The organism is Micromonospora sp. NPDC049836 (genome assembly GCF_044465125.1).
In the GTDB taxonomy this organism is placed as follows: domain Bacteria; phylum Actinomycetota; class Actinomycetes; order Mycobacteriales; family Micromonosporaceae; genus Micromonospora.
On the sequence record NZ_JBITLH010000004.1, the window covers coordinates 268,491 to 292,051 of the forward strand.

General features: G+C 75.1%; 23 protein-coding genes. 11 read left to right on the forward strand and 12 right to left on the reverse strand.

What is annotated here, in order from left to right:
- The first annotated feature begins 30 nt into the window (after positions 1 to 30).
- Positions 31 to 585, forward strand: a complete 555-nt coding sequence (locus ACIBPB_RS12910; protein WP_396839765.1) for a DUF6817 domain-containing protein — start codon at positions 31 to 33, stop codon at positions 583 to 585.
- A 36-nt stretch (positions 586 to 621) separates the two neighbouring features.
- Positions 622 to 1,806, forward strand: coding sequence for an MFS transporter (locus ACIBPB_RS12915; RefSeq protein ID WP_396839766.1), 1,185 nt, complete (start codon positions 622 to 624; stop codon positions 1,804 to 1,806).
- Between the two features lie 59 nt (positions 1,807 to 1,865).
- Here ACIBPB_RS12915 and ACIBPB_RS12920 read toward each other — a convergent pair whose 3' ends face one another.
- From ACIBPB_RS12920 to ACIBPB_RS12940, 5 genes are all read right to left on the reverse strand, one after another.
- Positions 1,866 to 2,351 carry a hypothetical protein gene (locus ACIBPB_RS12920; protein WP_396839767.1) on the reverse strand — a complete coding sequence of 162 codons (486 nt, stop codon included), beginning with the start codon at positions 2,349 to 2,351 and terminating at the stop codon, positions 1,866 to 1,868.
- A gap of 326 nt (positions 2,352 to 2,677) precedes the next feature.
- Positions 2,678 to 5,908, reverse strand: a complete 3,231-nt coding sequence (locus ACIBPB_RS12925) for a glycosyltransferase (RefSeq protein WP_396839768.1) — start codon at positions 5,906 to 5,908, stop codon at positions 2,678 to 2,680.
- Positions 5,905 to 6,477: a hypothetical protein gene (locus tag ACIBPB_RS12930; RefSeq protein WP_396839769.1), complete on the reverse strand. Its 573-nt coding sequence runs from the start codon at positions 6,475 to 6,477 to the stop codon at positions 5,905 to 5,907. The genes ACIBPB_RS12925 and ACIBPB_RS12930 overlap by 4 nt, the downstream gene beginning before the upstream one ends.
- 212 nt (positions 6,478 to 6,689) lie before the next feature.
- Positions 6,690 to 7,277 carry a hypothetical protein gene (locus ACIBPB_RS12935; RefSeq protein WP_396840111.1) on the reverse strand — a complete coding sequence of 196 codons (588 nt, stop codon included), beginning with the start codon at positions 7,275 to 7,277 and terminating at the stop codon, positions 6,690 to 6,692.
- A 43-nt stretch (positions 7,278 to 7,320) separates the two neighbouring features.
- Positions 7,321 to 8,781, reverse strand: coding sequence for a hypothetical protein (locus ACIBPB_RS12940; protein WP_396839770.1), 1,461 nt, complete (start codon positions 8,779 to 8,781; stop codon positions 7,321 to 7,323).
- A gap of 273 nt (positions 8,782 to 9,054) precedes the next feature.
- Between ACIBPB_RS12940 and ACIBPB_RS12945 the strand changes: the two genes are divergently transcribed.
- Positions 9,055 to 10,539, forward strand: a complete 1,485-nt coding sequence (locus ACIBPB_RS12945) for a von Willebrand factor type A domain-containing protein (protein ID WP_396839771.1) — start codon at positions 9,055 to 9,057, stop codon at positions 10,537 to 10,539.
- Positions 10,540 to 10,568: 29 nt separating this feature from the next.
- Here ACIBPB_RS12945 and ACIBPB_RS12950 read toward each other — a convergent pair whose 3' ends face one another.
- Entirely contained in the window at positions 10,569 to 11,018 is a 450-nt protein-coding gene (locus ACIBPB_RS12950) for a DUF6069 family protein (RefSeq protein WP_396839772.1), read from the reverse strand.
- A gap of 68 nt (positions 11,019 to 11,086) precedes the next feature.
- On the reverse strand, positions 11,087 to 12,085 hold the full coding sequence (locus ACIBPB_RS12955) for an RNA polymerase subunit sigma-70 (protein WP_396839773.1): 999 nt from the start codon (positions 12,083 to 12,085) through the stop codon (positions 11,087 to 11,089).
- Between the two features lie 396 nt (positions 12,086 to 12,481).
- Here ACIBPB_RS12955 and ACIBPB_RS12960 point away from each other — a divergent pair, with 396 nt between their 5' ends.
- Positions 12,482 to 13,480 carry an endonuclease/exonuclease/phosphatase family protein gene (locus ACIBPB_RS12960; RefSeq protein ID WP_396840098.1) on the forward strand — a complete coding sequence of 333 codons (999 nt, stop codon included), beginning with the start codon at positions 12,482 to 12,484 and terminating at the stop codon, positions 13,478 to 13,480.
- A gap of 57 nt (positions 13,481 to 13,537) precedes the next feature.
- Here the strand turns inward: ACIBPB_RS12960 and ACIBPB_RS12965 are convergent, their stop codons facing one another.
- Positions 13,538 to 14,356, reverse strand: a complete 819-nt coding sequence (locus ACIBPB_RS12965) for a TIGR04222 domain-containing membrane protein (RefSeq protein WP_357320218.1) — start codon at positions 14,354 to 14,356, stop codon at positions 13,538 to 13,540.
- Between the two features lie 54 nt (positions 14,357 to 14,410).
- Positions 14,411 to 15,958 carry a glycosyltransferase family 39 protein gene (locus tag ACIBPB_RS12970; RefSeq protein ID WP_396839774.1) on the reverse strand — a complete coding sequence of 516 codons (1,548 nt, stop codon included), beginning with the start codon at positions 15,956 to 15,958 and terminating at the stop codon, positions 14,411 to 14,413.
- Positions 15,959 to 16,069: 111 nt separating this feature from the next.
- Between ACIBPB_RS12970 and ACIBPB_RS12975 the strand changes: the two genes are divergently transcribed.
- Positions 16,070 to 16,555, forward strand: a complete 486-nt coding sequence (locus ACIBPB_RS12975) for a GNAT family N-acetyltransferase (protein WP_396839775.1) — start codon at positions 16,070 to 16,072, stop codon at positions 16,553 to 16,555.
- 27 nt (positions 16,556 to 16,582) lie between these two features.
- Positions 16,583 to 16,978: a cupin domain-containing protein gene (locus tag ACIBPB_RS12980; RefSeq protein ID WP_396839776.1), complete on the forward strand. Its 396-nt coding sequence runs from the start codon at positions 16,583 to 16,585 to the stop codon at positions 16,976 to 16,978.
- Positions 16,979 to 16,987: 9 nt separating this feature from the next.
- Here the strand turns inward: ACIBPB_RS12980 and ACIBPB_RS12985 are convergent, their stop codons facing one another.
- Positions 16,988 to 18,223 (reverse strand): MFS transporter, encoded by a 1,236-nt coding sequence (locus ACIBPB_RS12985; RefSeq protein ID WP_396839777.1) that lies wholly within the window; start codon positions 18,221 to 18,223, stop codon positions 16,988 to 16,990.
- A gap of 68 nt (positions 18,224 to 18,291) precedes the next feature.
- Here ACIBPB_RS12985 and ACIBPB_RS12990 point away from each other — a divergent pair, with 68 nt between their 5' ends.
- The 4 genes from ACIBPB_RS12990 (at position 18,292) to ACIBPB_RS13005 (ending at position 20,679) form a co-directional block, all read left to right on the forward strand.
- Entirely contained in the window at positions 18,292 to 18,813 is a 522-nt protein-coding gene (locus tag ACIBPB_RS12990; RefSeq protein WP_357320233.1) for a MarR family transcriptional regulator, read from the forward strand.
- Positions 18,814 to 18,855: 42 nt separating this feature from the next.
- Positions 18,856 to 19,422: an isochorismatase family protein gene (locus tag ACIBPB_RS12995; protein ID WP_396839778.1), complete on the forward strand. Its 567-nt coding sequence runs from the start codon at positions 18,856 to 18,858 to the stop codon at positions 19,420 to 19,422.
- A 54-nt stretch (positions 19,423 to 19,476) separates the two neighbouring features.
- On the forward strand, positions 19,477 to 19,998 hold the full coding sequence (locus ACIBPB_RS13000) for a DUF2087 domain-containing protein (RefSeq protein ID WP_396839779.1): 522 nt from the start codon (positions 19,477 to 19,479) through the stop codon (positions 19,996 to 19,998).
- A 255-nt stretch (positions 19,999 to 20,253) separates the two neighbouring features.
- Positions 20,254 to 20,679, forward strand: coding sequence for an Hsp20/alpha crystallin family protein (locus ACIBPB_RS13005; RefSeq protein ID WP_396839780.1), 426 nt, complete (start codon positions 20,254 to 20,256; stop codon positions 20,677 to 20,679).
- Positions 20,680 to 20,875: 196 nt separating this feature from the next.
- Here ACIBPB_RS13005 and ACIBPB_RS13010 read toward each other — a convergent pair whose 3' ends face one another.
- Both ACIBPB_RS13010 and ACIBPB_RS13015 read right to left on the reverse strand, forming a co-directional pair.
- Positions 20,876 to 21,913, reverse strand: a complete 1,038-nt coding sequence (locus ACIBPB_RS13010; protein WP_396839781.1) for a helix-turn-helix transcriptional regulator — start codon at positions 21,911 to 21,913, stop codon at positions 20,876 to 20,878.
- A gap of 74 nt (positions 21,914 to 21,987) precedes the next feature.
- The gene (locus tag ACIBPB_RS13015; protein ID WP_396839782.1) at positions 21,988 to 22,596 is read right to left on the reverse strand and encodes a TetR/AcrR family transcriptional regulator; all 609 of its coding nucleotides are present in this window, start codon (positions 22,594 to 22,596) and stop codon (positions 21,988 to 21,990) included.
- Between the two features lie 74 nt (positions 22,597 to 22,670).
- Between ACIBPB_RS13015 and ACIBPB_RS13020 the strand changes: the two genes are divergently transcribed.
- Positions 22,671 to 23,492: a class I SAM-dependent methyltransferase gene (locus ACIBPB_RS13020; protein ID WP_396839783.1), complete on the forward strand. Its 822-nt coding sequence runs from the start codon at positions 22,671 to 22,673 to the stop codon at positions 23,490 to 23,492.
- The last annotated feature ends 69 nt before the right edge of the window (positions 23,493 to 23,561 follow it).

Genomic DNA, 23,561 nt, shown 5'->3' on the forward strand with positions numbered 1-23,561 from the left:
GGTCGGACGGGGCCTACGTAAGGTCAGGCCATGGGCGCGGACTCCGATGTGCGGCGCTGGCTCCGGCAGCGTGGAGCCGAGACGATCCCGCACCCCGGCGGCACTCTCTACACCCACCTGTGCCGGGTGCACGACCGCCTGGCTGAGCTGGGATGTGGCGTTGACGCGCAACTGGCCGGTCTCGCGCACGCCGTCTACGGCACGGACGGCTTCGATGTGACGCTGCTCGACCGGACCGACCGAGCCACGCTGCGAGAGCTCATCGGCGACGACGCGGAGGCCCTGGTCTACCTGTACGGGGCCTGCGACCGCGGGCGGACCTGGCGGAAGCTGGCAGCGACCGGTGAGGTCGTCGACCGCTTCACCGACCAGACCTGGACCCTCGGCCCCGGGCAGGTGCGACCCTTCGTGGATCTCAGCATCGTCAACGAGCTGGACGTCATCGAGCAGGATCCGGCTACCGCCGACCGGTACGGCGAGTACTTCCGCTCGCTGTTCGCCGCCTGGGCACCGATCGCTTCCCCGCAGGTCACCAGCGAGGCGCAGCGACTCCTCGGCGAAGGTGACCGAAGCTCTTCGGCGTAGGCCCAGCTTGACGGTCCGTACCGGGGCGGGAAATCGATGTCGCTGACGAGCGGTGATCGGTACGAAGATCCGGTGCCCGTCCTCGCGCTCGCCACCGCCGTCCTGCTGCTCGGCATCGCGGACTCGATGGTCAATTCCTACCTCGTCCTGTTCGGCGCCGATGCGGTCGGACTGACGCCGCTGCAGATCGGCGTGTGGGCCTCGGTGGCCGCCATCGCCGGGATCACGATCAGCTGGTGGCTGGGACGGCTGTTCGACCGCCGGCCCGCGCGAACGTACGCGATCATCGTGATCCTCCTGGGCGCGGCGGGTTACCTGCTGCTGCCCGAGGTTTCGAGCTTTCCCGTGCTGCTCCTGATGGCGGCGACGGTGCTGGGGGCGATGGGGGCGGCCTTTCCGCAGCTGTTCGCCCTGGCCCGCGCGGTGTTCGGCGAGGGCGCCGGGCAGCGTTCCGCGCCGCTGCTGCGCTCGGCCTGGTCCCTCGCGTGGGCCGTCGGGCCGTTGCTGGGCACGCTCGTGCTGTCCAGGGGTGGCTATTCGTGGCTGATGTGGACGGCCGCCGGGGTGTTCGTCGCCGCCGCGCTGACCGTTGTCGTCGTGCCGCGGCCCGGGTCGGTGGCGGTTGCGAACGCGTCGCCGGGCGGCACGCCGATCCTGCTCACCGTGAGCGTCACCCTCTTCTTCACCGCGATGTTCGCCGGTGGTCTGGCGCTGCCGCTGTACGTCACCCGTGCCCTGCATCAGCAGCCCGCGTCGGTCGGCGTGCTGTTCAGCGCCTGCGCCGCGGTCGAGGTGGTGGCCACGCTGGGGTTGGCCGTCGCCCCCGCCCGGGTCGATCAGCGAATGCTGATCCTGGGCGGCTTCGGCTCGCTCACCTGCTATCACGTGCTGACCGTCGTGTCCTCGGGCCTGCCGATGCTCCTGCTCGGGCAGGTCCTGCGCGGCGTGGGGATCGCGATCGTCGGGGCGGCCGGCATCCGCTACTTCCAGGACGTCCTCGCCCCGGCGACCGGCCGCGCCACCACGCTCTTCGCCAACGCGTCCACCGCCGGGCTCCTGGTTTCCGGCATCCTGTCCGGGGTGGCGGTCGAGCACTTCGGCTATCGGACGACGCTGCTGCTCTGCGCGGTGGCGGCCGCGTCGGGCGGGGTCGCTTTCGGCCTGGGTTCCCGCCGCCGGGTCGGTAGCCGGCGCCCGGAGAAGATACCCAGTAACGCTTGAGGGGTACGCGAGCAGCGCTCCGCAACCTCGGGGAGAGCCGGGTGCGTTGGTTGCTGGCGTCAGCTGCCGAGGCGGCAGTGGGGCACCGATCCGGGTGGGGCGCGGTGCTCGCGCCGCCGGTTCTCCGCCAGCGCCACATCGAGGAATGCACCCACGCCGACCTGGATGGCGTCGGCCAGGCGGTGGATCAGGAGGAGTCGGCGCCGCAGCTGTTCGGGCGGGCCGGCCACCTCGACCGCCGGCGGCCGGCGCGCGCCGAGCTGGTACGACCTCCGGTGCGTCCCGTCGCTGCGGGGCGGCGGGAGGTCGGCGGCGGGTGCGATGAGGAACGGCCAGAGCTCCTCCCCGGTCGGGTCGAGTTCCTCGACCAGCAGGGCGGCAGTGTCCTCGAGGACCCGGCAGGTCCACGGATGGGGCAGCCGGGACAACCGGCCGACGGCGGCCCGCACGCCCGCCTCGTCCGAATCGTCGGCCGCGCGTGCGCCGGCGACCACGGCGTTCCACAGTTCCTGCTCCGCCGGGGACGGCGGCTGTCTCAGCACCATCTCTGCTCCGCTTCTGGCGACTGTCCGGGGTGCGGCGACCGTGATCCCGGCCGGTTCGAGGGTGGCCGGCACGGGCCCGTAGGAGGGCGAGACCCGTGCCGGCCGCGGTGATCACCCCAATCACCGTTCTCCCGCCGGCGCCGGGTCGACCGGATGGTGTCCGGGAGACCTGCGCCGGCGAGGGTCCATGTCGGACACCGTCTGCCGGGTGTCCGGGTGGCGAGCCGGGATTCCGCGGTCCCGGGAGTCGCCAAGGTGAATCAAGTATGCGATATCTTTAACGAATTATGACGATTTGAAACGCCACGAGTTCGCGTGTCGGGTCGTCAGCGGAGGGCGGTCATGTCGGCCTCCCGCCGTTCGGGGTGGGCAAGCGGATGCTCCGGCCCCCGCGCGTCCGGGCGTACCGGGCGCGGCCAGGGCAGCAGCCGGGGAGCCCGTCGGGCGCTCAGGTCCTCGATCCAGCCGAGAGCCAGCACCAGGCCGGTGAGCAGCACCAGCGCCACCGCCAGGTAGCCGAGCTGACCGATCCGCCAGATCCCGGCGAGGTCCCCCACGGCGAAGCAGACCGCGATGGCGGCGTTGTGCCAGAGGTAGATGGTCAGGGCGCGGCTGTTCAGCGCCGTGACCAGGCGGTCCAACGGTCCGATCCGGGCCAGCCAGCCCATCGGCGGAGCGCCGCGCAGCAGCACCAGCACCACCCCGAGCGACCAGAACGCCTGCGCCACCGGGATGTCGTTGAGGTCGCGACCGGCCGCCGGGTGGGTGAGGACCCAGCCGGCCGCGATGGCGAGGCAGAGCGCCGACCCGGCCAGCAGGGCCGGCAGAGCGATCCGCCGCAGCCGCCCGTCCCGGTGCGCGAAGCCCGCGATCCAGCACGCGCCGAAGGTGGCCAGGTCGGTGAGCACCGACTCGGCCCGGGAATCCGTCGTGGACACCGCCGTCTGCAGCAGCAGCACACCGCCCAGCGGGACCAGCACCGACCACACCGGCCACCGCCGGTACAGCGCCAGCAACACGGGGGACAGGAGCACCAGCCAGAGGTACGTGACGAGGTACCACAGCACGCCGGTCACGTCGGCCGCCCAGCCGCTGCCCGGCGGCTGCACGAGCGGGACCACCCAGGTCAGCAGTGCCGGCCAGGCGGGCCGGTCGGACCAGCCGTGCCACAGCATCAGCGGCACCAGCACGAGCCCCAGCGCCCAGAGCGCCGGCAGCAGGCGGCGCAGCCGGCTGCCGACCGCGCGCTCCGGGGAGCGGTCCAGCGAGGCGGCCATCAGCGAGCCGCCGAGGGCGAACATCACCCCCATCGCGGGGAAGGCGAAGCTCAGCCAGGCGGCCCCGAACATGTGGTACGCGATGACCCGACCCAGCGCCAACGCCCGCAGGGTGTCGAACCAGCGGTCCCGTCCGCCCGGTGCGGTGGCGGTCGGCGTCCCGGCGGGACGGGTGTGCCCCACCGCGTCACCGGCCCGCTTCAGCTTGCGCCAGCCCAACCGCCGGCCGGTCAGGGCGGTCAGCAGGGACCGGGCCAGCACCAGGTACATCAGCTGTCGGTACGCGAACTGCTGCAACGGCAGGGTGAGCAGCGGGCGGACCGGTTCCCGGTCGAGCCGGAAGGCGATCAGGGCGGTGGCGGCCTGCACCGCGAGCATGACCAGCCACGCCACCGCCGTCTTGCGGGTGTCCAGGAAGAACAGGCCGTAGACGGCGAGCAGGTCGAGCACCGGGCCGAACAGCGGGAGCAGCACGCCGAAGAGGGCGAGCATCGGCAGGCCGAATCGGCCGAACCGGCCCGAGGCGCCCCGGTCGAACACCGCGCCGCGGTGCTTCCACATGGCCTGGAGGGTGCCGTAGCTCCACCGGTAGCGTTGCCGCCAGAGGTCACTCAGCGAGGCGGGCGCCTCGGTCCAGGCGCGGGCCCGGTCCTGGTACACCACCCGCCACCCGGCCCGCAGGATCGCCATGGTGACGTCGGTGTCTTCGGCCAGTGTGTCGCCGCTCATGCCGCCGATCATGGTGAGGGCGCGGCGGCGGAAGGCGCCGATGGCGCCGGGCACGGTGGGGATGCAGCCCAGCATCTCGTAGAAGCGGCGGTCCAGGTTGAAGCCGACGACGTACTCGATGTGCTGCCACTGCCCGAGCAGCCGGCGCCGGTTGGTCACCTTGACGTTGCCGGCCACCGCACCGATGCGCGGATCGGTGAACGGCTCGACCAGCCGCCGGATCGCGTCCGGTTCGAAGACGGTGTCGGCGTCGACGGTGACGATGATGTCGTGTGACGCGTACAGGAGGCCGGTGTTCAAAGCGCTGGCCTTGCCGCCGTTGGGTTTGCGGATCACCCGGACGCCGGGCAGGCCCAGCGCGTCGACCAGGTCGGCGGTGCCGTCGGTGGAGCCGTCGTCGACCACGATGACCTCGACGCCGGGGTGGTCGTTGGCCACCAGCGACCGGACCGTGGCGACGATGCCGGCGCGTTCGTTGTACGCGGGCACGATCACCGACACCGGCGCGCTGGTCACGCCCCAGGGCCAGCGGTGCGCCCGGCGGCGCCGGGCGAGCCGGCTGGCGAGCAGCAGCAGCGGCAGCGTTCGGGCCAGCACGAGGATCCCGACCCCCACGAAGAGCAGGGTGAGGCCGCCCAGGATCAGGTCCGCCAGCCGGATCGCCCAGATGACCGGGGCTGCCCGCCAGTGGTCCATCGTCGACGCCGGGACGTTGCCGGCGAACAACGGGCCCGGTCCCGCCTGGTTCATGCCACCGCTGACGGTGGTGAAGGTGTAGCCGCGGGCCTGCATCAACGGGATGAATCGGTCCAGCGCCGCGACGGTCTGCGACCGGTCGCCGCCGGCGTCGTGCAGCAGGACCACGGCCCCGGCGTCGCCCACCGGGGTCAGGTTCCGCACCACGGCGTCCACGCCCGGTCGGGCCCAGTCCTCGCCGTCGAGGTCGTTGACCACCGACAGGTAGCCGAGCCGGGCGGCCTCGCGGATCACCGGCCAGTTCGCGTCGTCGACCGCACTGGGCATTGACGAGTACGGGAAGCGCAGCAGGCTCGTCCGCACCCCGGCGGCGTGCACGATCGCCATCTGGGTCTGTGCGTACTCCATCCGCCGCCGCCATCCGGGCAGCAGGGTGACGTCCGGGTGGGTGAAGGTGTGCACGCCCAGCTCGTGGCCCTCGGTGGCGATCCGCCGGACCAGGTCCGGGTGGCGGGCGACCTCCGAGCCGATCACGAAGAAGGTGGCCGGGGCCCGGTGCCGGCGCAGGACATCGAGCACCCGCGGGGTCCAGACCGGGTCGGGTCCGTCGTCGAAGGTCAGCGCGATGGTCCGCGCCGGCAGCCGGTACGAGCGCGGCGGGTCGCTGCGGGCGTCGAGCACCGGCCCGCCGCGCAGGACCTCCGCCGGCACGGTGCCCTGGTCTTCGGCGGCGCGCACCTGGTCGGGCCGGAACCGGTTGTTGGCGTACGCCTCGACCAGCAGCACGGACCCGACCACGAGCGCCAGGGAGGCGCAGACGAACCGGCCGGCGAGGCGACCTCTCGGCCGGGTCATCCCGCGGTTCCGGCGTCAGGCGGCGACGACGGGGCGGAGTCGGCCGCTGGCGGCGGCGTGGTGGGTGCCGCGGTGGCCGACGGTGCGGGCTTCTCGGGCAGCCGCACCGGCGGTACGGCGGGCACCCGCGGCACCTTCACCGGCGGCACCACCGGGGCGGGGATCCCGGCGCCGGCGACCGGCGGCGGGCTGGTCTTCCGGGTCGTGGTCGGCCGGGGCGCGGCGAGTGCCGGACCGGGTGCGTGCCGGGTGTCCCCCTGCTCCGGCTCGGGGCTCGGAACGTCCGATGGGGATGGCGTGGGACCGGGCTGGATCGTCGGTGGGGTCTCCGGTGTGCCGCCCACCGACAGCCGGCCGGGCAGCAACGGCGCGGCGGGAGCGGGGAGCAGGCCGCTCGCGGCCATCGGCAGGTAGCTCAGGGAGGCCACGGCGACCAGCACGCCCGTGCGCCGGACCCGTCGGCGCCGGGAGCCGGTCGCGTCCACGAACACCGGTCGGGCGGGCGGGACGGCTGCGGGGATGGCGGGCTGGCCGCCGGCGGCGGCGTCGAACCACTCGGGAGATGACACCCGCTGAGGTTATTGGTGAGGTTGTTACTGAATGTGCTGATTTAAACGTGCGGATCACGCCGAATGTTTCACTATTCGCATATCAGGATGATCAAGCTCTTTGGCCCCACAGGACGCAGTCGTGCCGCGATGGACCAAACAGGACGGCGGGGCACTTTCTCCATCGACGCGGCGCCGCCCCGGGTACCGACCCCGGAGCGGCGCCGGTGTGCTCAGCTCTCCGTACGGTCGTCGATCTCGGTGTCGGACTCCCCGGGCCGGGCGCCGATCGCCTCCTCGGCTGCGCGCCCGCCGGTGCTCTCGTCGCCCAGCGTCAGGCTGCTGCGGGGCAGGCCCGCCAGCCCGGCCGGATCCCGGATCTCGCCCTGCACGCCCCGGTCGTCCTGGCGGCGATCCTCGATCTCCGTGCCCGATTCCCCGGGTCGGGCGCCGATCGCCTCCTCCGCGGCGCGCCCGCCGGTGCTCTCGTCGCCCAGCGTCAGGCTGCTGCGGGGCAGACCGGACAGGCCCGCCGGGTCCTGCGTCGGCTGGTCCGGCCAGTCGGCGTTCTGCGCGCCGGCGCCACCGACGGACTCGCGGCGTCCGGCACCTCGCGCGTGGTACCGGCCGGCGTCGGTGCCCGGATCACCCGGGTCGGCCAGGCTCGTGTCCACCGGTCGGCTGTCCGGATCGGCCAGCCCGGCCCGGCGCAACATGTCGACAAGCTCATCGTGCGGCATGCGCTCGGTGTCCGTAATGCCGGCACCGCGCGCGATCGACCGCAGGGTGGTCAGGTCCTGATCAGCGAAGGTCTCGGCCATGCCGGTGGCTTCCCGCCGGGCCGGCAGCGGAAACCTGCCCCGCTCAGGCGCGTGCCCCGCCCAGGCCGAGCAGCACCGCCAGGCCCAGGGCGCTGCGCGGGGCGTACGGCACCCGCCACAGCCCGCCGTGCGCGGCCGCGTACGCCTCGTCCCGCCACGGGTGCTCGTGCGCCGGACCGCCCCCGGTGCGCAGGTCGTGCACCAGCAGGGCCGTCATCAGGGTGTTGCTGGTCGCCGGCTCGAACACCTCGATGCCGAACCGGTGCGCGCCCGCGTACGCGGCGGCCAGGACCCGGTTGCGCAACACCGACCGGGTCCGGGTCGGCGGCGCCACGGTGAACGACACCGTCGCCCCGGCGTCGCGGGCCACCGCCGCCCGCCACCGCTGCAGCCGCTTGGCCAGCGCATAGTTGGGCCCCTGCTGCGGCACGAGACTGTCGTTGATGCCCGGGTCGGCCTGCGGCGGATAGTTGCGGTGCAGCAGCCGGCCGCCGGAGAGCACCCGCAGCGACCGGCGGGCCGGCCCCCGGGCGGCGTAGCCGCGTTCGGCGTGCGCGACGGCCTCGGCCGGGACGGCGTACACGTCGGTGGGGGTGGCCAGGAAGGCGAGCGCGACGTCCGGGCGTTGCTGCCGCAGGTGGACGGTGAGCGCGTCCACGGCGGTGGCGACCCGGACGTTGGTGGCGCCGTCGGCGTACACGTAGTTGCCCAGCACCAGCCGGCCGTCCAGGCCGCGCAGCCACGCGGCAGCCTGGGGGAGGCGGTGCAGCAGGTCCGCGCCGGCGCCGGCGGTCAGGGCGGCGTCGTCCCGGCCGGTGCCGGGGCGTACCGGCAGGTGCAGCCGACCGCCGTGCCGGTGCGCGGTGCGCAGCACCCGGCGCCAGATCTCCGGGCGGGGCAGGTCGACCGCCACCACGTCACCGCCCCAGCGCAGCAGCGACGGCAACGGACCCATCTCGGCGCCCGCGCCGAGCACCACCACCTGCTGGTCGCGCAGGTCCAGCCAGTCCGGGTTGGCCAGCACCGCGCCGACGGCCTCGGCGCAGCTCGGCTCCACCACCCCCGCGGCCACCCAGGCGTCGAGCCGCCGGCGCAGGTCGTCGCCGCGCAGCCGCTGGCCCCGGTACGGCACGGACAGCTCCCGCTCCACCTCGCCGGCCCCGACCACCGTGGCGGTCTCCAGCGGCTCCGCCTCCGCCAGGTCGAATGCCTCGCCCAGCGGCACTTCCGGGCCACCGGCGGGCAGGTAGCGCATCCGCGCGTGCAGGGCGGCCAGCCCGTCCCGGGCGATGGTCATCGCCGACTCCCGGGCGGGCAGACCGGCCTCGACCAGCCGCCGGAAGTGTCCCAGGTAGCCGTGCCGCCAGTTGGTCTCGTGCTCGGCGGCGCGCGCACCGACCGGGTCGACGGCGCGCAGCGCGTCGGCCACCACGGTCCGGCCCAGCGCGCTCGTGCTGCGCGTGCCACCGGTCTCGGGGAACACCACCCCGCTCGGCCCTTCCACGCTCGCCCTCCTCGCGTCGTCCCGGACGCCGGGGCCCACTCTGCCCCATCCCGGGCGGGTCCGCAGCCGGGCCCGCCCGGGGCGAGGTAACGGCCCGCGCACGAAATGGTCACGGAACTCACGTCCGGGTCTCGGTCCGGGCGCCAGGCTCACGCTTGGGTCTCGGCTCGGCCACGGCGGGAGCCGCCAGCACGTCGGTCTGCGTCAATGACCGAAACGGATCCGGTGCGCCCCGGCCGGATCACCCACCCCCAACCCCGCCGGGAGGATCTGATGCTCCACTGGAGACGGTCACCGCTGCTGTTGGTGGTGCTGGTCGCCGCGACCGCGATCAGTGCCTGCACCGCCGCCGACACCGGCGCCCACAGCGGCACCGCCGGGGCACCGCCCCGCCCGTACGACGGCACCCCCTGGTCGGGCGGCGCCGACACCTCCACCGAGCGGGACCCGCTGTCGACCTTCGCCGTCGACGTCGACACCGCCTCCTACGGCTACGCCCGGCGGCTCATCGCCGACGGCCGGCTGCCGGAGCGGACCTCCGTGCGGCCCGAGGAGTTCGTCAACTCGTTCCGCCAGGGCTACTCCGAGCCGGCCGGCGACGGTTTCGCGGTGCACGTCGACGGCGCCCGCCCGCCCCGCACCCGGGAGGGCGGCGACGGCACCCGGCTGATGCGGGTCGGGCTGCAGACCCGCGCCGAGGACCGGGCATCCCGGCCGGACGCCGCGCTCACCTTCGTCATCGACGTGTCCGGGTCGATGGACGAACCCGGCCGGCTCGACCTGGTCAAGGACGCCCTGCACACGCTGGTCGACCAGCTGCGCCCCACCGACTCCATCGCGGTCGTCGAGTTCAGCAGCGAAGCCCGGGTGCTGCGGGAGATGACGCCCGTCTCGGACGCGCGGCGGCTGCACGACGCCGTGGACTCGCTGCGTACCCGGGACAGCACGAACCTCGAGGCGGGCCTGGTGCTGGGCTACCGGGTGGCCCGCGACGGGTTCCGCGCCGGCCGGACCAACCGGGTGATCGTGCTCTCCGACGGGCTGGCCAACGTCGGCAGCACCGACGCCGAACCCATCCTGCGCCGGGTACGCGACGAGGCGGAGAAGGAGATCGCCCTGCTCGGCGTGGGGGTCGGCAGCGACTACGGCGACCGGCTGATGGAGCAGCTCGCCGACCGGGGCGACGGGTTCGTCGTCTACGTCAGCGAGCGCGAGCAGGCCCGGAAGATGTTCGTGGACCAGTTGCCGGCCGCCCTCAGCGTCCGGGCCCTCGACGCCAAGGTGCAGGTGAGCTTCGACCCGGCGGCGGTGCGCTCCTACCGGTTGATCGGCTACGACAACCGGGCCGTCGCCGACGAGGACTTCCGCGACGACCGGGCGGACGGCGGCGAGGTCGGCCCCGGCCACAGCGTCACGGCGCTGTACGCCGTCCAGCTCGCCGAGGGCGCGCCGGCCTCGGCCCGGGCGGCCCGGGTGCAGGTGCGCTGGACCGATCCGGGCGACCACCGGCCGGCCGAGACGTACCAGTCGGTCCGGGTCGCCGACCTCGACCCGGCCTTCGACGCCGCGTCGCCGCGCCTGCGCACCTGCTACGCGGCGGCCTTCTTCGCCGAGGCGCTGCGCGGCTCCGACGACGGCGCGCAGCCGCGGCTGGGCGACCTGGCGACGATCGCCGACCGCGCGGCCACCGCGACCGAGGACCCGGACGTGCGGGAACTGGCCCGCACCATCCGGGCGGCCGAGGAGCTGCGCCGGTAGCCCGGGCGCCGGCGCCGGGGGTGAGGTCCTCAGCCGGTCCCGGCGCGCAGGCTCCGGGCCAGGGTGGGGATCATCACCGCCGCCGGGACGAGGTGCAGCCCGAGGAGGGTGGCGACGGTGGCGGTGTCCGCCCCGGAGAGGAAGGGCGGGACCAGCGAGATCGCGGTCAGCGCCACCGCCGTCCACCGGAACCGTTCGGCGGGGCGGGCGGCCCACCGCAGCAGCGCGGCGGCGATGACCACGCCCACGATCGAGAAGAAGCCGGTCACCACGGCGAAGCCGGGCAGCGGGATCGCCTCCCCGCCGGCGGGGATCTCGAAGTCGACGCCGCCGGCCCGGGCGAGCGCGGCGGCGAGGGTGGTGGCGGCCGTCGCCGCGAGGGCGGCGATCAGGCCGGTGCCGGCGAGCCGGCGGAATCGGTGGCCGCGGTAGGCCCGGCGCGGGGCCGGGCCGGCGATGGTGTCGCTGCTGCTGTCCATGGCGCTGCTCCCGGTCGGTCGCGGGGGTCGGAGTGGGTGGACGGGCGGGGGAGGGTCCTGGCGCGGGGTCACTCGGTGCCGTCCGCGGGCAGGCGTTGCGGCAGCCCGAGCCGCGGGAACTGGTCGGCGTGGAAGATGATGATCTCGGTGATCGCCCCGCCGGTGATGCGCAGCACGTCGATGGTCAGCGGCAGGTACCCGCCCGCCGACTCCCGCCAGTGGTAGAAGGCGATGGCCGGCTGCCGGTTCACCGCGGTGGGGACGGCGCGCAGTCCTGTCATGCCCTCGAAGCCGTCGGCGATCCAGTTGGTCACCACCGCGTCCCGGCCGACCTGCAGGCCCGGCGTGGGTGGCATCGCGGAGCGGACGTCGTCGCGCAGCAGTGTGCTGAGCGTGGCGATGTCGGTGGCCACGCTGGCGTCGGTGAAGCGGCGCACCAGCTCCCGCGTGCCGGCGTCGTCCTCGGCGCCGGTCCAGTCCTGCCGCTCGGCGGGCAGGTGCTCCCGCATGCCGGCGCGGGCCCGCTGCAGCGCGCTGTTCACCGAGTTGACGGAGTCCCCGAGCAGCTCCGCGACGTCCCGGGCCGGCCAGCCGAGCACGTCCCGCAGGATCAGCACGGCCCGCGGGCGCGGCGCGAGGTGCTGGACCGCCACCAGGTACGCCAGTTCGATCGTCTCCCGGGCGAGGGCGACGGTCTCCGGCTCGTCCGCGTCGGCCGCGGGCAGCTCGTCGAGCAGCCGGTCCGGGTAGGGCTGCAGCCACCGCACCTCGCCGCCGGTCGCCGGCTCCGGGCGGCGCCGGGCGAGCAGGTCCAGGCAGGTGTTGGTGGCGATCCGGTACAGCCAGGCCCGGAACGGCGCGCGCCCCTCGAAGGTCTCCCGCCGCCGCCAGGCGCGCAGGAACGTCTCCTGCACGGCGTCCTCGGCGTCCTCGAACGACCCGAGCATCCGGTAGCAGTGCACGTGCAGCTCCCGCCGGTGCCGCTCGGCCAGCCCGGAGAACGCCGGCTCGTCGACCTCGCCCAACCCGCTCACGCCCAGCTCCTCCAGCCGTGTGTCCAGCCTCATCCCGGGCCATCCTTCCGTCCCGTCGTGTCCTGTCACAGGTGTGACGGGCGCGGGCGGCACAACTCATCACCGGGCGGGCCGGCGGGGCGATGCCGGCTCTTTATGCCGCCCATATGTGACGGTTCGTAGGGTCAGGTCCATGCGCGTGTCAATTGTCGAGGACCAACCAGTTCGTCGGCCCGCCCCGGCCTCCGCCGGAAAGCGGCCTCGGCCCGCCGGACTCGGCGGCGCCGCGCCGTCGGCCAGCCCGCCGCGGCTGCCCGGCCCGGCGCGCGGGCCCCGTCCGGAACCGGGGACGCCGCGGTGACCGGCGCCGAGCGGGGACAACTGGACACGGCGGAGATCCGCCCGGCCGGTGGCGGTCGGGCCGGCGGCGCCGGGGCGTGGCGCGCCGGCATCCGGCGGGCGGTACGCGCCGCCGCCCGGCCCGGCCCCTGGCGGCGCGGTCGGCTGCTGGCCGCGGCGGCGCTGCTGCTGGGGCTGGTCCTGCTGCTGCACGCGAGGATCCCCAACCGGATCGGGAACCTCGGCAGCCTGGTGGAGACGTTCCTGCCGTGGTTCGGCCTGCTCATCCCGGTGTTGCTGGCCGGGGCGCTGTGGCGCCGGTCCGCCGCCGCGGTGGCCGCGCTGCTGCTGCCGGCCCTGGTGTGGCTGAGCCTCTTCGGCGGGCTGCTCGGCGACCGGTCCCGGCCGGGCGGCTATCTCACGCTGGGCGAGCACAACGTCGGCGCGGAGAACCCCGACCCGGCCGGCACCGCCCGCGACCTGGCCGCCTCCGGGCTGGACGTGCTGGCCCTGGTGGAGCTGACCGAGCAGGCCCGCGGCACGTACGAGGAGGCGCTGGCGGCCGCGTACCCGTACCACACGGTGCAGGGCACGGTCGGGCTGTGGAGCAGGCTGCCGCTGTCGGACACCCGGCCGGTCGACATCAAGATGGACTACGGGCCGCTGGCGGCCACCAAGCCGGCCGAGGTCACGATGTCCTACACCCGGGCGCTGGCCGCCACGGTGAACACCGGCCGGGGTCCGGTGACGGTGTACGTGGCCCACCTGGGCTCGGCCCGGGTCAATCCGCGGGCGGGGTTCTGGACGACCCACCGGGACCGCAACGCGCAGGCGCTCGGCGAGGCCCTCGCCGCCGAGCGGAGCGAGCGGGTGGTGCTGCTCGGCGACCTGAACGGCACCACGGACGACCGCGCGTTCGCCGGCATCACCGGGCACCTGCGCCCGGTCCAGGACGCGGCCGGGGACGGCTTCGGCTTCAGCTGGCCGGCCTGGTTCCCGGTGGTGCGGATCGACCAGATCCTGGTCCGCGGCGTGACGCCGACCAGTTCGTGGGTGCTGCCGGCCACCGGCAGCGACCACCTGCCGGTGGCCGCGAGAATCGGCTGGTGACCGTCGGGTACGGCGGCGGACCCGACGCGGGCGGCAGGTGCGCCGGACAGCGGCCGGTCAGCGCCGGGCGAGCTTCGGCGGCTGCCTCGGCCGGGTGCCCTCCGGATCGACGCCGACCCGCACCGCGAACCGGGGATCGACGGCCAGCAGCGGGCGCGGCCCGAACAGCGCCATCGCGGTCAGCAACTCGTCGGTGCCGCGCTCGCTCCACGCCGGCCGCAGTTCCGGGTCCAGGTCGGCGTGCGCCCGGCGCATCCGGCGCAGCAGCCGCCGGGCCGCCGCCCCGGTCTCCGGCACCTCGCACAGCCACCAGCCGCCGAGCGCGGTGGCCAGGCAGCACAGCAGCAGGCCGGCCACCGAGGCGGGCCCGCCGGCGTCACGGCCCTCGACGGCGCTGTCCACCAGCCGGGTCAGCCCGACCGCGGCGACCGCGAACAGCGGCAGCGTGCCCAGCGCGACGCGCCGCCGCTGCGCCGGGGTGAGCAGCCAGCCGTCGCGGACCAGCCGACCGACCAGGCGGCGCAGCGCCCGGCCGACGTGCGGGTCGGCCAGCGTCGCGGCCCAGGTCTGCGGCCGGCGCAGCGCGGCGTGCAGGGCCCGGACCAGCGCCGCCGAGCGGGGCGGGAGCGGGCCGTCCACCGACAGGGTGCCCAGCTCGCCGAGCTGCGCCACTCCCGCCCGGCGCAGCACGGCGACGCCCACCTGGCAGGCCAGGCCGGCCCGGTCGGTCAGGTACGCCAGCTCGATGGTGTCCGGCCGCTCGCCCCGGGCGCGGCGGCCGGTCAGCTCGCGTACCGCCAGGGCGATCGCCAGCGCCGCGGCGACCGCCGTGACGTAGTCGAGCAGGAAGAGCGGTCCGCTGACACCCCAGAGCATGGCGCCAAGTATCGCGCGGCGGCGCGGAGCGCCGGCGGCGGCCGACCACCATGATCAGGAAGCGTGCCGTACCTCGGTGTCCCAGATCTGCGACCACGGTCGAGGCATGCCCCGGCAGACGAAGATCGGCAGGCCGTTCTCGTCGTTGTCGACCGCCACCCGTTGGTCGACCCGGCCGGCCTCGGTGACCTCCGTGAACCAGGTCCGCAGCTGGTCGGGGCGCTCCCAGCCGACGGCGATCACCACGTCGGCACCGTCCGGGGGCCGGCCGAAGCGGGTCATGCTGTTGTGCCCCGAGTACGCCCGTGGCAGGCCCCGGGCCGGCCCGTACCGGGCCAGCGCCCCGGCCTCGCCGTAGTTGCCGGTGAGCAGCACGGCCCGGGCCTGCTCGGCCGGCGGCAGGGCGCGGTGCACGGCGGCCATCGAGTCGGCGAACGCCGGCCAGCCGATGGTCTCGCCCGCGTCGTAGTTGACGTCGACCACGAAGCCGGGCAGCCGCTGCGCCGGCAGGGTGGGCAGCAGCAGCACCGCGCTGCCGGCGAGGGTGACCGCGGCGCCCACGGCCAGCAGGGCTCGCCGCAGGGGCGCGCCGCGCCGGGCGGCCCAGTCGACGGTCACCACGGCCCCGGCGGCGGTGAGCACCAGCAGCAGCGGGGCGTCGTAGTAGCCCTTGCCGCCGACGAGCAGCACCAGCGCGAAGACCACCAGCCAGGCCCAGCCCAGCGCCCGGTACGCCGCCCAGGCCGGCCGGCGCAGCAGCGCCACCAGCCCGGCGATCCAGATCGGCGTCGCGTACGGGCTGATGATCATCAGTTGCAGCACGGCCGCGTCGAGCCGGCCGCTGTAGGAGCTGTCGCCGCCGGCGATCGACGCGGCCACCGACAGCTGCGGGAACCCGTGGGCGGCCTGCCAGGCCAGGTAGGGCACGGCGAACAGGGCGGCCACGGCGGCGCCGGCCAGCACCCAGCGGTCCCGCAGCAGCCGGCGCGGGCCGGCGATCGCCACCCCGGCCAGCAGGCCGATCCCGAGCAGCCCGGGCAGCAGCTTGTTGAGCAGGCCGACGCCGAGCGCGAGGCCGATGCCGAGGGCCCACCGGGTGTCCCGGGTGCGCAGCATCCGGATCGCGCACCAGGCCGCGACGAGCCAGACCAGCAGGTCGACCGTGGTGGTGCTGAGCAGGTGCCCGCCGGCCAGCACGATGCCGGCGGTGGCGGCGAGGAACGCGGCGAACAGTTGGGCCGCCCGGCCGGCGCCGAGTTCGCGGGCGATCGCGGCGACCAGCACCACCGCGGCCCCGCCCAGCAGCGCCGACGGGGTACGCAGCACCACCAGGTTGCCGGGTGCGACGGTGTCGGCGAGCCGGGCCAGCGCCGGCACCAGGGGCCCCTGGTCGACGTAGCCCCAGTCGAGGTGCCGGCCGCAGAGCAGGAAGTACAGCTCGTCGCGGTGGTAGCCGTACCGGCCGGCGAGCAGCAGCAGCACGGCGCTGGCGGCGAGGCCGAGCAGCCACGGCCCGACGGTGCGCGGCCCGGCCGGCGGCGGTGGCGTCGGGGACGACGGCGCCGGGGCGGGGCGGTCGAGGTCGGTGACGGGTTCGGCCACGCCGTCCATCATGGCCCTCCGGCGCCGCCCGTGGGGGGCACCGGGCGGTGCGGCACGCCGGCGCCGGAAACCCGGTGACCGGCGGGCGGGCGCCGCACTAGCCTGCACCGGATGCGGATGCGTGCGTTCACCGAGGCCGACTGGGCGCAGGTCGGGCCGATCGTCGAGGCGGTCGTCGCGGCCGGCGACACCTTCCCGTACGACCCGGCCTGGCCGGCCGACGTCCTGCACGACGTGTGGGTGGAGCGGGCCCCGGGGCACACCATGGTCGCCGAGGAGGACGGGACGATTCTGGGCACCGCCAAGATGGGCCCGAACCGGCCGGGCCCGGGCTCGCACGTGGCCACCGCCAGCTTCATGGTGGCCGGCACGGCCCGGGGGCGCGGCGTGGGGCGCGCCCTGGTCGGCTACGCCCTGGACTGGGCGCGCCGCGAGGGCTACGCGGCCATGCAGTTCAACGCCGTGGCGGAGACGAACGTGGCGGCCGTGGCGCTGTACCGCTCGGTCGGGTTCGCCGTGGTCGGCACCGTGCCCGAGGCGTTCACGCATCCGGTCGAGGGCCGGGTAGGGCTGCACGTGCTGCACCGTCGGCTGTGACTGGCCAGGATGGGCGATCATGGGCGGATGAGCAGTGAACCGATCGAGCTGGCCGCCGCCCTGGCGCGCTTCGACCAGTTGTGGAGTCCGCGCATCGTCACCACCGTCAACGACTACGACGTCCGCGTCGCCAAGGTGGCCGGCGAGCACGTCTGGCACACCCACGAGCACACCGACGAGTTCTTCCTGGTGCTCGACGGGCAGTTGCGCATCGCGTTGCGCGACGGCGCCGACGGCGGGCAGCGGGAGGTGGTGCTGCCCCGCGGTGCGGTGTACGTGGTGCCGCGCGGGGTCGAGCACCGGCCGTCCGCGCCGGACGGGGCCTCGATCCTGATGTTCGAGCCGTCCGGCACCTCCTCGGTGGGGGACCGGCACGAGGAGGTGCCCGGGCACGTCGACGCCACCACCGGGCACCGGCTCTGACCAGCGGGCTCAGCGCGCCGCCGGCGCCCGCGTCGGCGACGTGACCGGCGCGGGCGCCGGCCAGCCGATCCGCCGTACGCCGGGCACCAGGGCGGTGCCGGCGCAGGCGACCAGCACCAGCGCCCCGGCGACGGCCAGCGGAACCGGCGGTCCCCAGGCGCGGGCGGCGAGCGGGGCCAGGGCGTACCCGAGCGGCATGGCGCCCAGCGACATCAGCCAGTCGTACGAGGTGACCCGGGCGAGCACCGCCGGCGGGAACTGTCCCTGCACCACCGTCTCCCAGACCGGGTTGAGGAACCCGAGGGCGGTCAACGCGAGGCAGTAGGCGGCGACGACCAGTGGGGCGGGTGCCGCCCCGGCGAGCAGCAGCAGCGGGGCCGCGTACGCGGCCAGCGCGAGGTTGCCCAGCAGCACCGGCCGGCGTGGGCGGAGCCGGGCGGCCAGCAGCGAGCCGGCGAGCATGCCGACGGCGCCCACCTGCTGCAGCAGCACCCACACCCCCTCGCCGCCGAGCCGCTGCACGGCGACCACGGGACCGATGGTGAGCAGCACCGCGGCGGCGCCGTTCCACACCCCGTGGGCCAGCAGGCTGCTCCAGTACCAGTCCCGGGACCGCACCTCCCGCCAGCCGAGGGTCAGGTCGGCGCGCAGCGACCGGCGCGGCACGGGCACGTGCCGGACCCGGATGAGCGACAGCGCCGCGGCGCTGACCGCGAACGTGGCCGCGTCGATCACGAACGCCCAGCCCGGGCCGACGGTCCAGATCAGCAGGCCGGCCAGGCCCGGACCGGCGAGCCGGCTGGCGTTGGCGGTGACGCCCATCAGGGCGTTGGCTCGCTGCCGGCCGGCGGCGTCGACGGTGCCGGCGACCAGCGGGGACGCGGTCGGCATGGCGAACGCCGAGGCCGCGCCGCCGAGGGCGGAGGCCGCCGCGAGGTGGGCCAGGGCGGGCGCGCCGCCGAGCAGCTCCGCGCCGACGACCAGCTGGGCGGCGCAGCGCACCAGGTCGGTGACGAGGGCGACCCGGCGGGCGTCGAACCGGTCGGCGACCACCCCGCCGAGCGGGAGCAGCAGCAGTCGGGGCAGCATGGCGCAGCCGAGCACCACGGCGAGTGCGGCGGTGGAGCCGGTGGCCCGCAGCACCGCCAGGGCCAGCGCGGTGGGCACCACCGCGTCGCCGACGGCGGAGACCGTGCGGCCGAGGAAGAGCAGACGGAAGGCGGGTAGTCGGAGGGGAGACGTCATGACCGGAGGCTAGTTCGACGTCGAATATTTCGTCAACGAAATATTGCACGTGCGCGTACGGTGGTCGGGTGACCGCCCGTGATCGCACCGACCGACACGTCGAACGCTGGCTGCCCGTCCTGCCCGACCTGGACCCGGACGTCGAGGGCGCGGTCACCCGCATGTCGGTGCTCACCCGCCACCTGCGCGAGGTCAAGGACCGCGCGCTGGCCGAGCTGGACCTCCAGGAGAAGGAGTACGGCACCCTGCACGCCCTGGCCGGTCGGGGCGGCCGGGCCGCGCCCTCCGAGATCGCCGACGACCTGCGGATGGCGCCCGCCTCGATCACCGCCCGGGTCGACGCGCTGGTGCGCCGCGGGTACGTGCGGCGGATCCCCTCGACCGTGGACCGGCGGCGCATCGACGTGGAGCTGACCGCCGCCGGGCGGGACGCCTGGCGGCGCGGCATGGAGGTGGTCGGCGACGAGGAGTGGCGGGTGCTCGGCGTGCTCAGCCCGGACGAGCGGCGTCTCCTGGCCGACCTGCTGCGCCGGGTCTGCCGGGCCGCCGAGGGCGCGCCGGGGCCGGGAAGTGTCGGCGGCCGGGTCTAGATTGGCCCTGGCAGGCCCAGCCGTCCCGTCCGAGGAGTCGCCATGACCACACTCGCCGACCGGCCGCACACCGCCCTACTCGTCATCGACGTCCAGAACGGCGTGGTGGCCCACGCCCACGACCGGGACCGGGTCGTGGCCAACATCGCCACCCTCGTCGACCGGGCCCGCGCCGCCGGCGTCGCGGTCGTCTGGGTGCAGCACCGCAGCGACGACCTGCCCACCGGCAGCCAACCCTGGGAATACGTACCCGAGCTGGTGCGGGGCGACGCCGAGCCGCTCGTGCACAAGGCGTACGGCGACTCCTTCGAGGAGACCGACCTGGAGCGGGTGCTCGCCGAGCGGGGGATCGGCCGGCTCGTCGTCGCGGGCGCGCAGACCGACGCGTGCATCCGATCGACCCTGCACGGCGCGATCGCCCGGGGCTACGACGCCACCCTGGTCGCCGACGCGCACACCACGGAGGACCTCAGCGACTACGGCGCGCCGCCGCCGGACCAGGTCATCGCCCACACCAACCTGTACTGGGGAGAGCACCGCGCGCCCGGGCGCACCGCCGGCACCGTCGACACCGCCGAGGTCGACTTCGCGGTCCCGGCCCGGACCTGACCGGCCGGCGAAATTGCCTGGCCGGTGGCGGGCGCGGCTGCCAGGCTGCGGCGTATGAGTTCACAGGCCCTGGCGGGTGCGCTCGCCGACGACCGCCGCCGTGCCGTCTTCGCCGCCATCGTGCTCGGCGCGGCCGACCTGCCCGCCGTCGCGTCCCGTGCCGAGCTGTCCACCCGCGACGCCGCCACCGCCGTTCGCCGGCTGGCCGACCTGGGCGTGGTGACCGACAACGGCACCGGGCTGCGCGTCGACGGGCGGTGGCTGCGCGAGCAGGCCAGGGCGAGCGCGCCGGCGACCGCCGCACCCGCCGCGAATCCCCGGGAGTCGATCCTGCGCACCTTCCTGCGCGACGGGGCGCTGACCCGGCTGCCCGCCCAGCGGGGCCGCCGCCGCGTGCTGCTGGAGCACATCACCGAGCGGTCCTTCGAACCCGGCGTCCGGTATCCGGAACGCGCCGTCGACGACGCGCTGCGCGGCTGGTGCGAAGGCGGTGCGGCCGACCACGTCACGCTGCGCCGCTACCTGGTCGACGAGCGGCTGCTCAGCCGCGACCACGGCGTCTACTGGCGGCCCTGACCCCCCGCCGGCCCGTTGACCGTCCGGCGAGGACCGGCCGTCCCGCCTGCGCCCCGCCCGGCGGCCTCCCGCCCCGGACGCCGGATCCGGCCCGCTCCCGGTACGCCCGGCAGCCGCTCCCGGTACGCCCGGCAGCCGCTCCCGCCGGCCCGGGTTGACGACGCCGTCCGGGCGCGCTAAACAAGAAATCGGGAACTTGAGTCAACCAGACTCAACTTGACACCCTGGGTTGAGGAGAACCGAGGAGGCACCGCCATGTTGATGCGTACCGACCCGTTCCGTGAGATCGACCGGCTCGCCGAGCAGCTCTTCGGCACCACCGCGCGGCCGGCGGTCATGCACCTGGACGCCTACCGCGACGGGGACTTCTTCTACGCCGCCTTCGACCTGCCCGGCGTCGACCCGGACAGCATCGACTGCACGGTCGAGCGCAACGTGCTGACGGTGCGCGCCGAGCGGCGCCGGCCCAGCGGCGAGGGTGTCGAGCTGGTCGCGGCCGAGCGGCCGATGGGCACCTTCACCCGGCAGCTGTTCCTGGGCGACACCCTCGACACCGAGAAGCTGGAGGCCGGCTACGAGAACGGCGTACTGACCCTGCGCATCCCGATCGCCGAACGCGCCAAGCCGCGCCGGATCAGCGTCTCCACGACCGGCAACGGCCACCGGGAGATCAGCGCCTGACCGGGCGCCGGCCGGGAGATCAGCGCCTGACCAGGCGCCGGTCGGGTGATTCAGCGCCGGGCCAGGCGCCGGCCGGGAGACCGGCGCCCGACCGGGCGCCGGCTGGGAGATCGCACCTGACCGGGCGCCGGTCCGGATCGCGGCGCCGCCAGGGCGCGGGCAGGAGCAGCAGCGCCGATGGGGCGCCGCCGGGGGATCAGCGCCCGACGGCGGGACCGGTGGGGGCGTCCTCGACGGACGTCCCCACCGCCGGGTCCGGGGCGGCCGGATAGAGCCGGGCCAGCGCGTGCGCGGTGCTGGCCAGCTGGTCCCGCAGCTCGGCCGGCTCCAGCACCTCCACCTCCGCGCCGAGCTTGAGCAGCTCGGTGTGGGCGTGGCGGACCGACTCGATCGGCACGGTGGTCTCCAGCCAGCCGTGCTCGTCGGGCGGGCCGGCCGCCGCGCGGGCCGCGCGGCTCATCTCCGGCGGGAAGACGTACGGCATGAACTCCAGGGCGGCCACCGTCAGTCGGATCCGCGCCCGGGCGCGGTAGACGTCCTGTTCGTAGCGGCGGGTCCAGTCCCGCCAGTAGCCGGCCAGGTCGAAGTCGGCCGGCCGCTCGTACCGCTCGTCGCGCGGCAGCACGTCCAGCACGGCGCCGACCCGGTAGGTGCGGACCTGCTCGTCGCAGCGAGCCACCAGGTACCAGCGGCCCGCCTTGAGCACCACGCCCAGCGGGGCCACCACCCGGGTCACCTCGCGCGGCGCCCGCCACCGCCGGTAGCGCATCTGCACCAGCCGGTCCTCCCACACGGCGCGGGCCAGCGCGGCCAGGTGTGGGGTGGGTTCGGGGTGCCGGAACCAGCCCGGCGCGTCGAGGTGGAACCGCTGCCGCATCCGGCCGCCCCGGTCGGCCAGCTCGTCGGGGAGCGCGGCGAGCACCTTCAGCTCGGCCGCCGCCACCACCGGGCCCAGCCCCAGCTCGGCCGCGGGGCCGGGCATGCCGGCCAGGAACAGCGCCTCGGCCTCCGGCGCGGTCAACCCGGTCAGCCGGGTCCGGTACCCGTCGAGCAGCCGGTAGCCGCCGGCCGGTCCCCGGTCGGCGTACACCGGCACCCCGGCCGCGCCGAGCGACTCCACGTCCCGGTAGACGGTCCGGACGGAGACCTCCAGCTCGTCGGCGAGCTCCTGGGCGGTCATCCGGCCCCGGGTCTGCAGGAGCAGGAGCAGGGAGACCAGGCGGCTGGCACGCACCCGCCGACGGTAACGCGCCAGGAACACCGGTCGGGGTCCGGCCCGCGGACGGGCGGCGGTGTTTCGGCTACCCCTCAAGCTCGGCGTGGCCGCCGGGGCAGGACACCGGCGAGCACCGTGGTCACGAGCTTGTTGACGGTGGCCGTGGTCGGCGGGTCCGGGTCGCGGTCCGCGAACAGCAGATGCCCGCCGCCGACCAGGGAGAGGGTGAGGGAGTCGAGGTCGGCGTCGGCCGCGATCCGGCCCAGCTCGCGCTCGTCGGCCAGGTAGGCGGCGACCGCGGTCGTGACCTCGGCGAGGATCGCGATGCCGCCTCCGGGCCGGGCTTGCCGCAGCCGGGCGCGCAGCTCGTCCCGGAAGGTGATGAGCGGGATGATCGCCACCGGAACCGGTCCGAACAGGGTGGTCAGCGCGCCGGTCAGGTTGTCGGCCACCGTGCCGGTGCCGGCGGCCGCGCGCAGCGCATCCGCCTGTCTCTCCAGCTGCGCGGCCCGGTCGAGCACGAGCTCGGCCAGGAAGGCGTCGAAGTCGGTGAAGTGCCGGTGCAGGACGCCTTTGGCGCAGCCCGCCTCGTCGGTGACGGCCCGGCTGGTCAGCCCGTTCGGGCCGGCGCGCAGCAGCACGCGCTCGGCGGCGTCGAACAGCTGTTGCCGCGCGTCGCGAAGGTGCATCCCGGTCGGCACTGTCAGATCCTCTCGTCCCGTGCGGCGCCCGGCATCGGTTGCCGTAGTGGGCGCTTGCCCACTAAAGTGAACGCATGCCCACTCTACCGGGGACGCAGCCGGAGCCGGCGCAGCCGCATCAGGCCCGGCAGACGGCCGAATCGTTCGGCACCGACGCGCGCCGCTACGACCAGGCCCGACCCGGCTACCCCGAGGGCCTGGTGGCCCGGATCGTCGCCGGGAGTCCCGGGCCGGACGTGCTCGACGTCGGCTGCGGCACCGGCATCGCGGCCCGCCAGTTCCAGGCCGCCGGCTGCGCCGTGCTCGGCATCGAGCCGGATGCGCGGATGGCCGACCTCGCGCACACCCGCGGCCTGCCGGTCGAGGTGGCGACCTTCGAAGCCTGGGAGCCGGCCGGCCGGACGTTCGACGCGGTGATCGCCGCCCAGTCGTGGCACTGGGTGGATCCCGTCGTCGGCGCGGTGAAGGCGGCCCAGGTGCTGCGTCCGAACGGGCGGCTGGCGATCTTCGGGCACGTATTCGAACCGCCTGTGGAGGTGGCCGAGCCCTTCGCCGCCGCCTACCGGCGGGTGGCGCCCGACTCCCCGTTCGGCAGGCAGCCGGCGCGACGTCCACTGGAGATCTACCAAGCGGGGTACGCACAGATCGCCGACCAGATCCGCGAGACGGGCCGGTTCGAAGACCCGGAGCAGTGGCAGGTCGACTGGGAACGGTCCTACACCCGCGACCAGTGGCTGGAACTGCTCCCCACCACCGGCGGCCTCACCCGACTGCGGTCCGACCAGCTGAACGAGATACTAGGCGCGGTCGGGGCCGCCGTCGACGCGCTGGGCGGCCGCTTCACGATGCACTACACCACTCTGGCGACCACCGCCGTCCGCGCCGGCGCCCCTTGATCCGCTGCCGTACCGGACGAGTCGGTGTGCCGGCTGTCGCATTCCGTCGGGCGCGCCTCGTCGCGAATC

What these genes read in the sequence shown, in the direction of transcription:
- ACIBPB_RS13020 (WP_396839783.1), top strand. Translation starts at nt 22,671, where the DNA reads ATGCCCACTCTACCGGGGACGCAGCCGGAGCCGGCGCAGCCGCATCAG.
- ACIBPB_RS12950 (WP_396839772.1), bottom strand. Translation starts at nt 11,018, where the DNA reads ATGGACAGCAGCAGCGACACCATCGCCGGCCCGGCCCCGCGCCGGGCC.
- ACIBPB_RS12985 (WP_396839777.1), bottom strand. Translation starts at nt 18,223, where the DNA reads ATGACGTCTCCCCTCCGACTACCCGCCTTCCGTCTGCTCTTCCTCGGC.
- ACIBPB_RS12975 (WP_396839775.1), top strand. Translation starts at nt 16,070, where the DNA reads ATGCGGATGCGTGCGTTCACCGAGGCCGACTGGGCGCAGGTCGGGCCG.
- ACIBPB_RS12965 (WP_357320218.1), bottom strand. Translation starts at nt 14,356, where the DNA reads ATGCTCTGGGGTGTCAGCGGACCGCTCTTCCTGCTCGACTACGTCACG.
- ACIBPB_RS12925 (WP_396839768.1), bottom strand. Translation starts at nt 5,908, where the DNA reads ATGACCCGGCCGAGAGGTCGCCTCGCCGGCCGGTTCGTCTGCGCCTCC.
- ACIBPB_RS12935 (WP_396840111.1), bottom strand. Translation starts at nt 7,277, where the DNA reads ATGGCCGAGACCTTCGCTGATCAGGACCTGACCACCCTGCGGTCGATC.
- ACIBPB_RS13000 (WP_396839779.1), top strand. Translation starts at nt 19,477, where the DNA reads ATGAGTTCACAGGCCCTGGCGGGTGCGCTCGCCGACGACCGCCGCCGT.
- ACIBPB_RS12945 (WP_396839771.1), top strand. Translation starts at nt 9,055, where the DNA reads ATGCTCCACTGGAGACGGTCACCGCTGCTGTTGGTGGTGCTGGTCGCC.
- ACIBPB_RS12980 (WP_396839776.1), top strand. Translation starts at nt 16,583, where the DNA reads ATGAGCAGTGAACCGATCGAGCTGGCCGCCGCCCTGGCGCGCTTCGAC.
- ACIBPB_RS12955 (WP_396839773.1), bottom strand. Translation starts at nt 12,085, where the DNA reads ATGAGGCTGGACACACGGCTGGAGGAGCTGGGCGTGAGCGGGTTGGGC.
- ACIBPB_RS12995 (WP_396839778.1), top strand. Translation starts at nt 18,856, where the DNA reads ATGACCACACTCGCCGACCGGCCGCACACCGCCCTACTCGTCATCGAC.
- ACIBPB_RS13005 (WP_396839780.1), top strand. Translation starts at nt 20,254, where the DNA reads ATGTTGATGCGTACCGACCCGTTCCGTGAGATCGACCGGCTCGCCGAG.
- ACIBPB_RS12910 (WP_396839765.1), top strand. Translation starts at nt 31, where the DNA reads ATGGGCGCGGACTCCGATGTGCGGCGCTGGCTCCGGCAGCGTGGAGCC.
- ACIBPB_RS12920 (WP_396839767.1), bottom strand. Translation starts at nt 2,351, where the DNA reads ATGGTGCTGAGACAGCCGCCGTCCCCGGCGGAGCAGGAACTGTGGAAC.
- ACIBPB_RS12915 (WP_396839766.1), top strand. Translation starts at nt 622, where the DNA reads ATGTCGCTGACGAGCGGTGATCGGTACGAAGATCCGGTGCCCGTCCTC.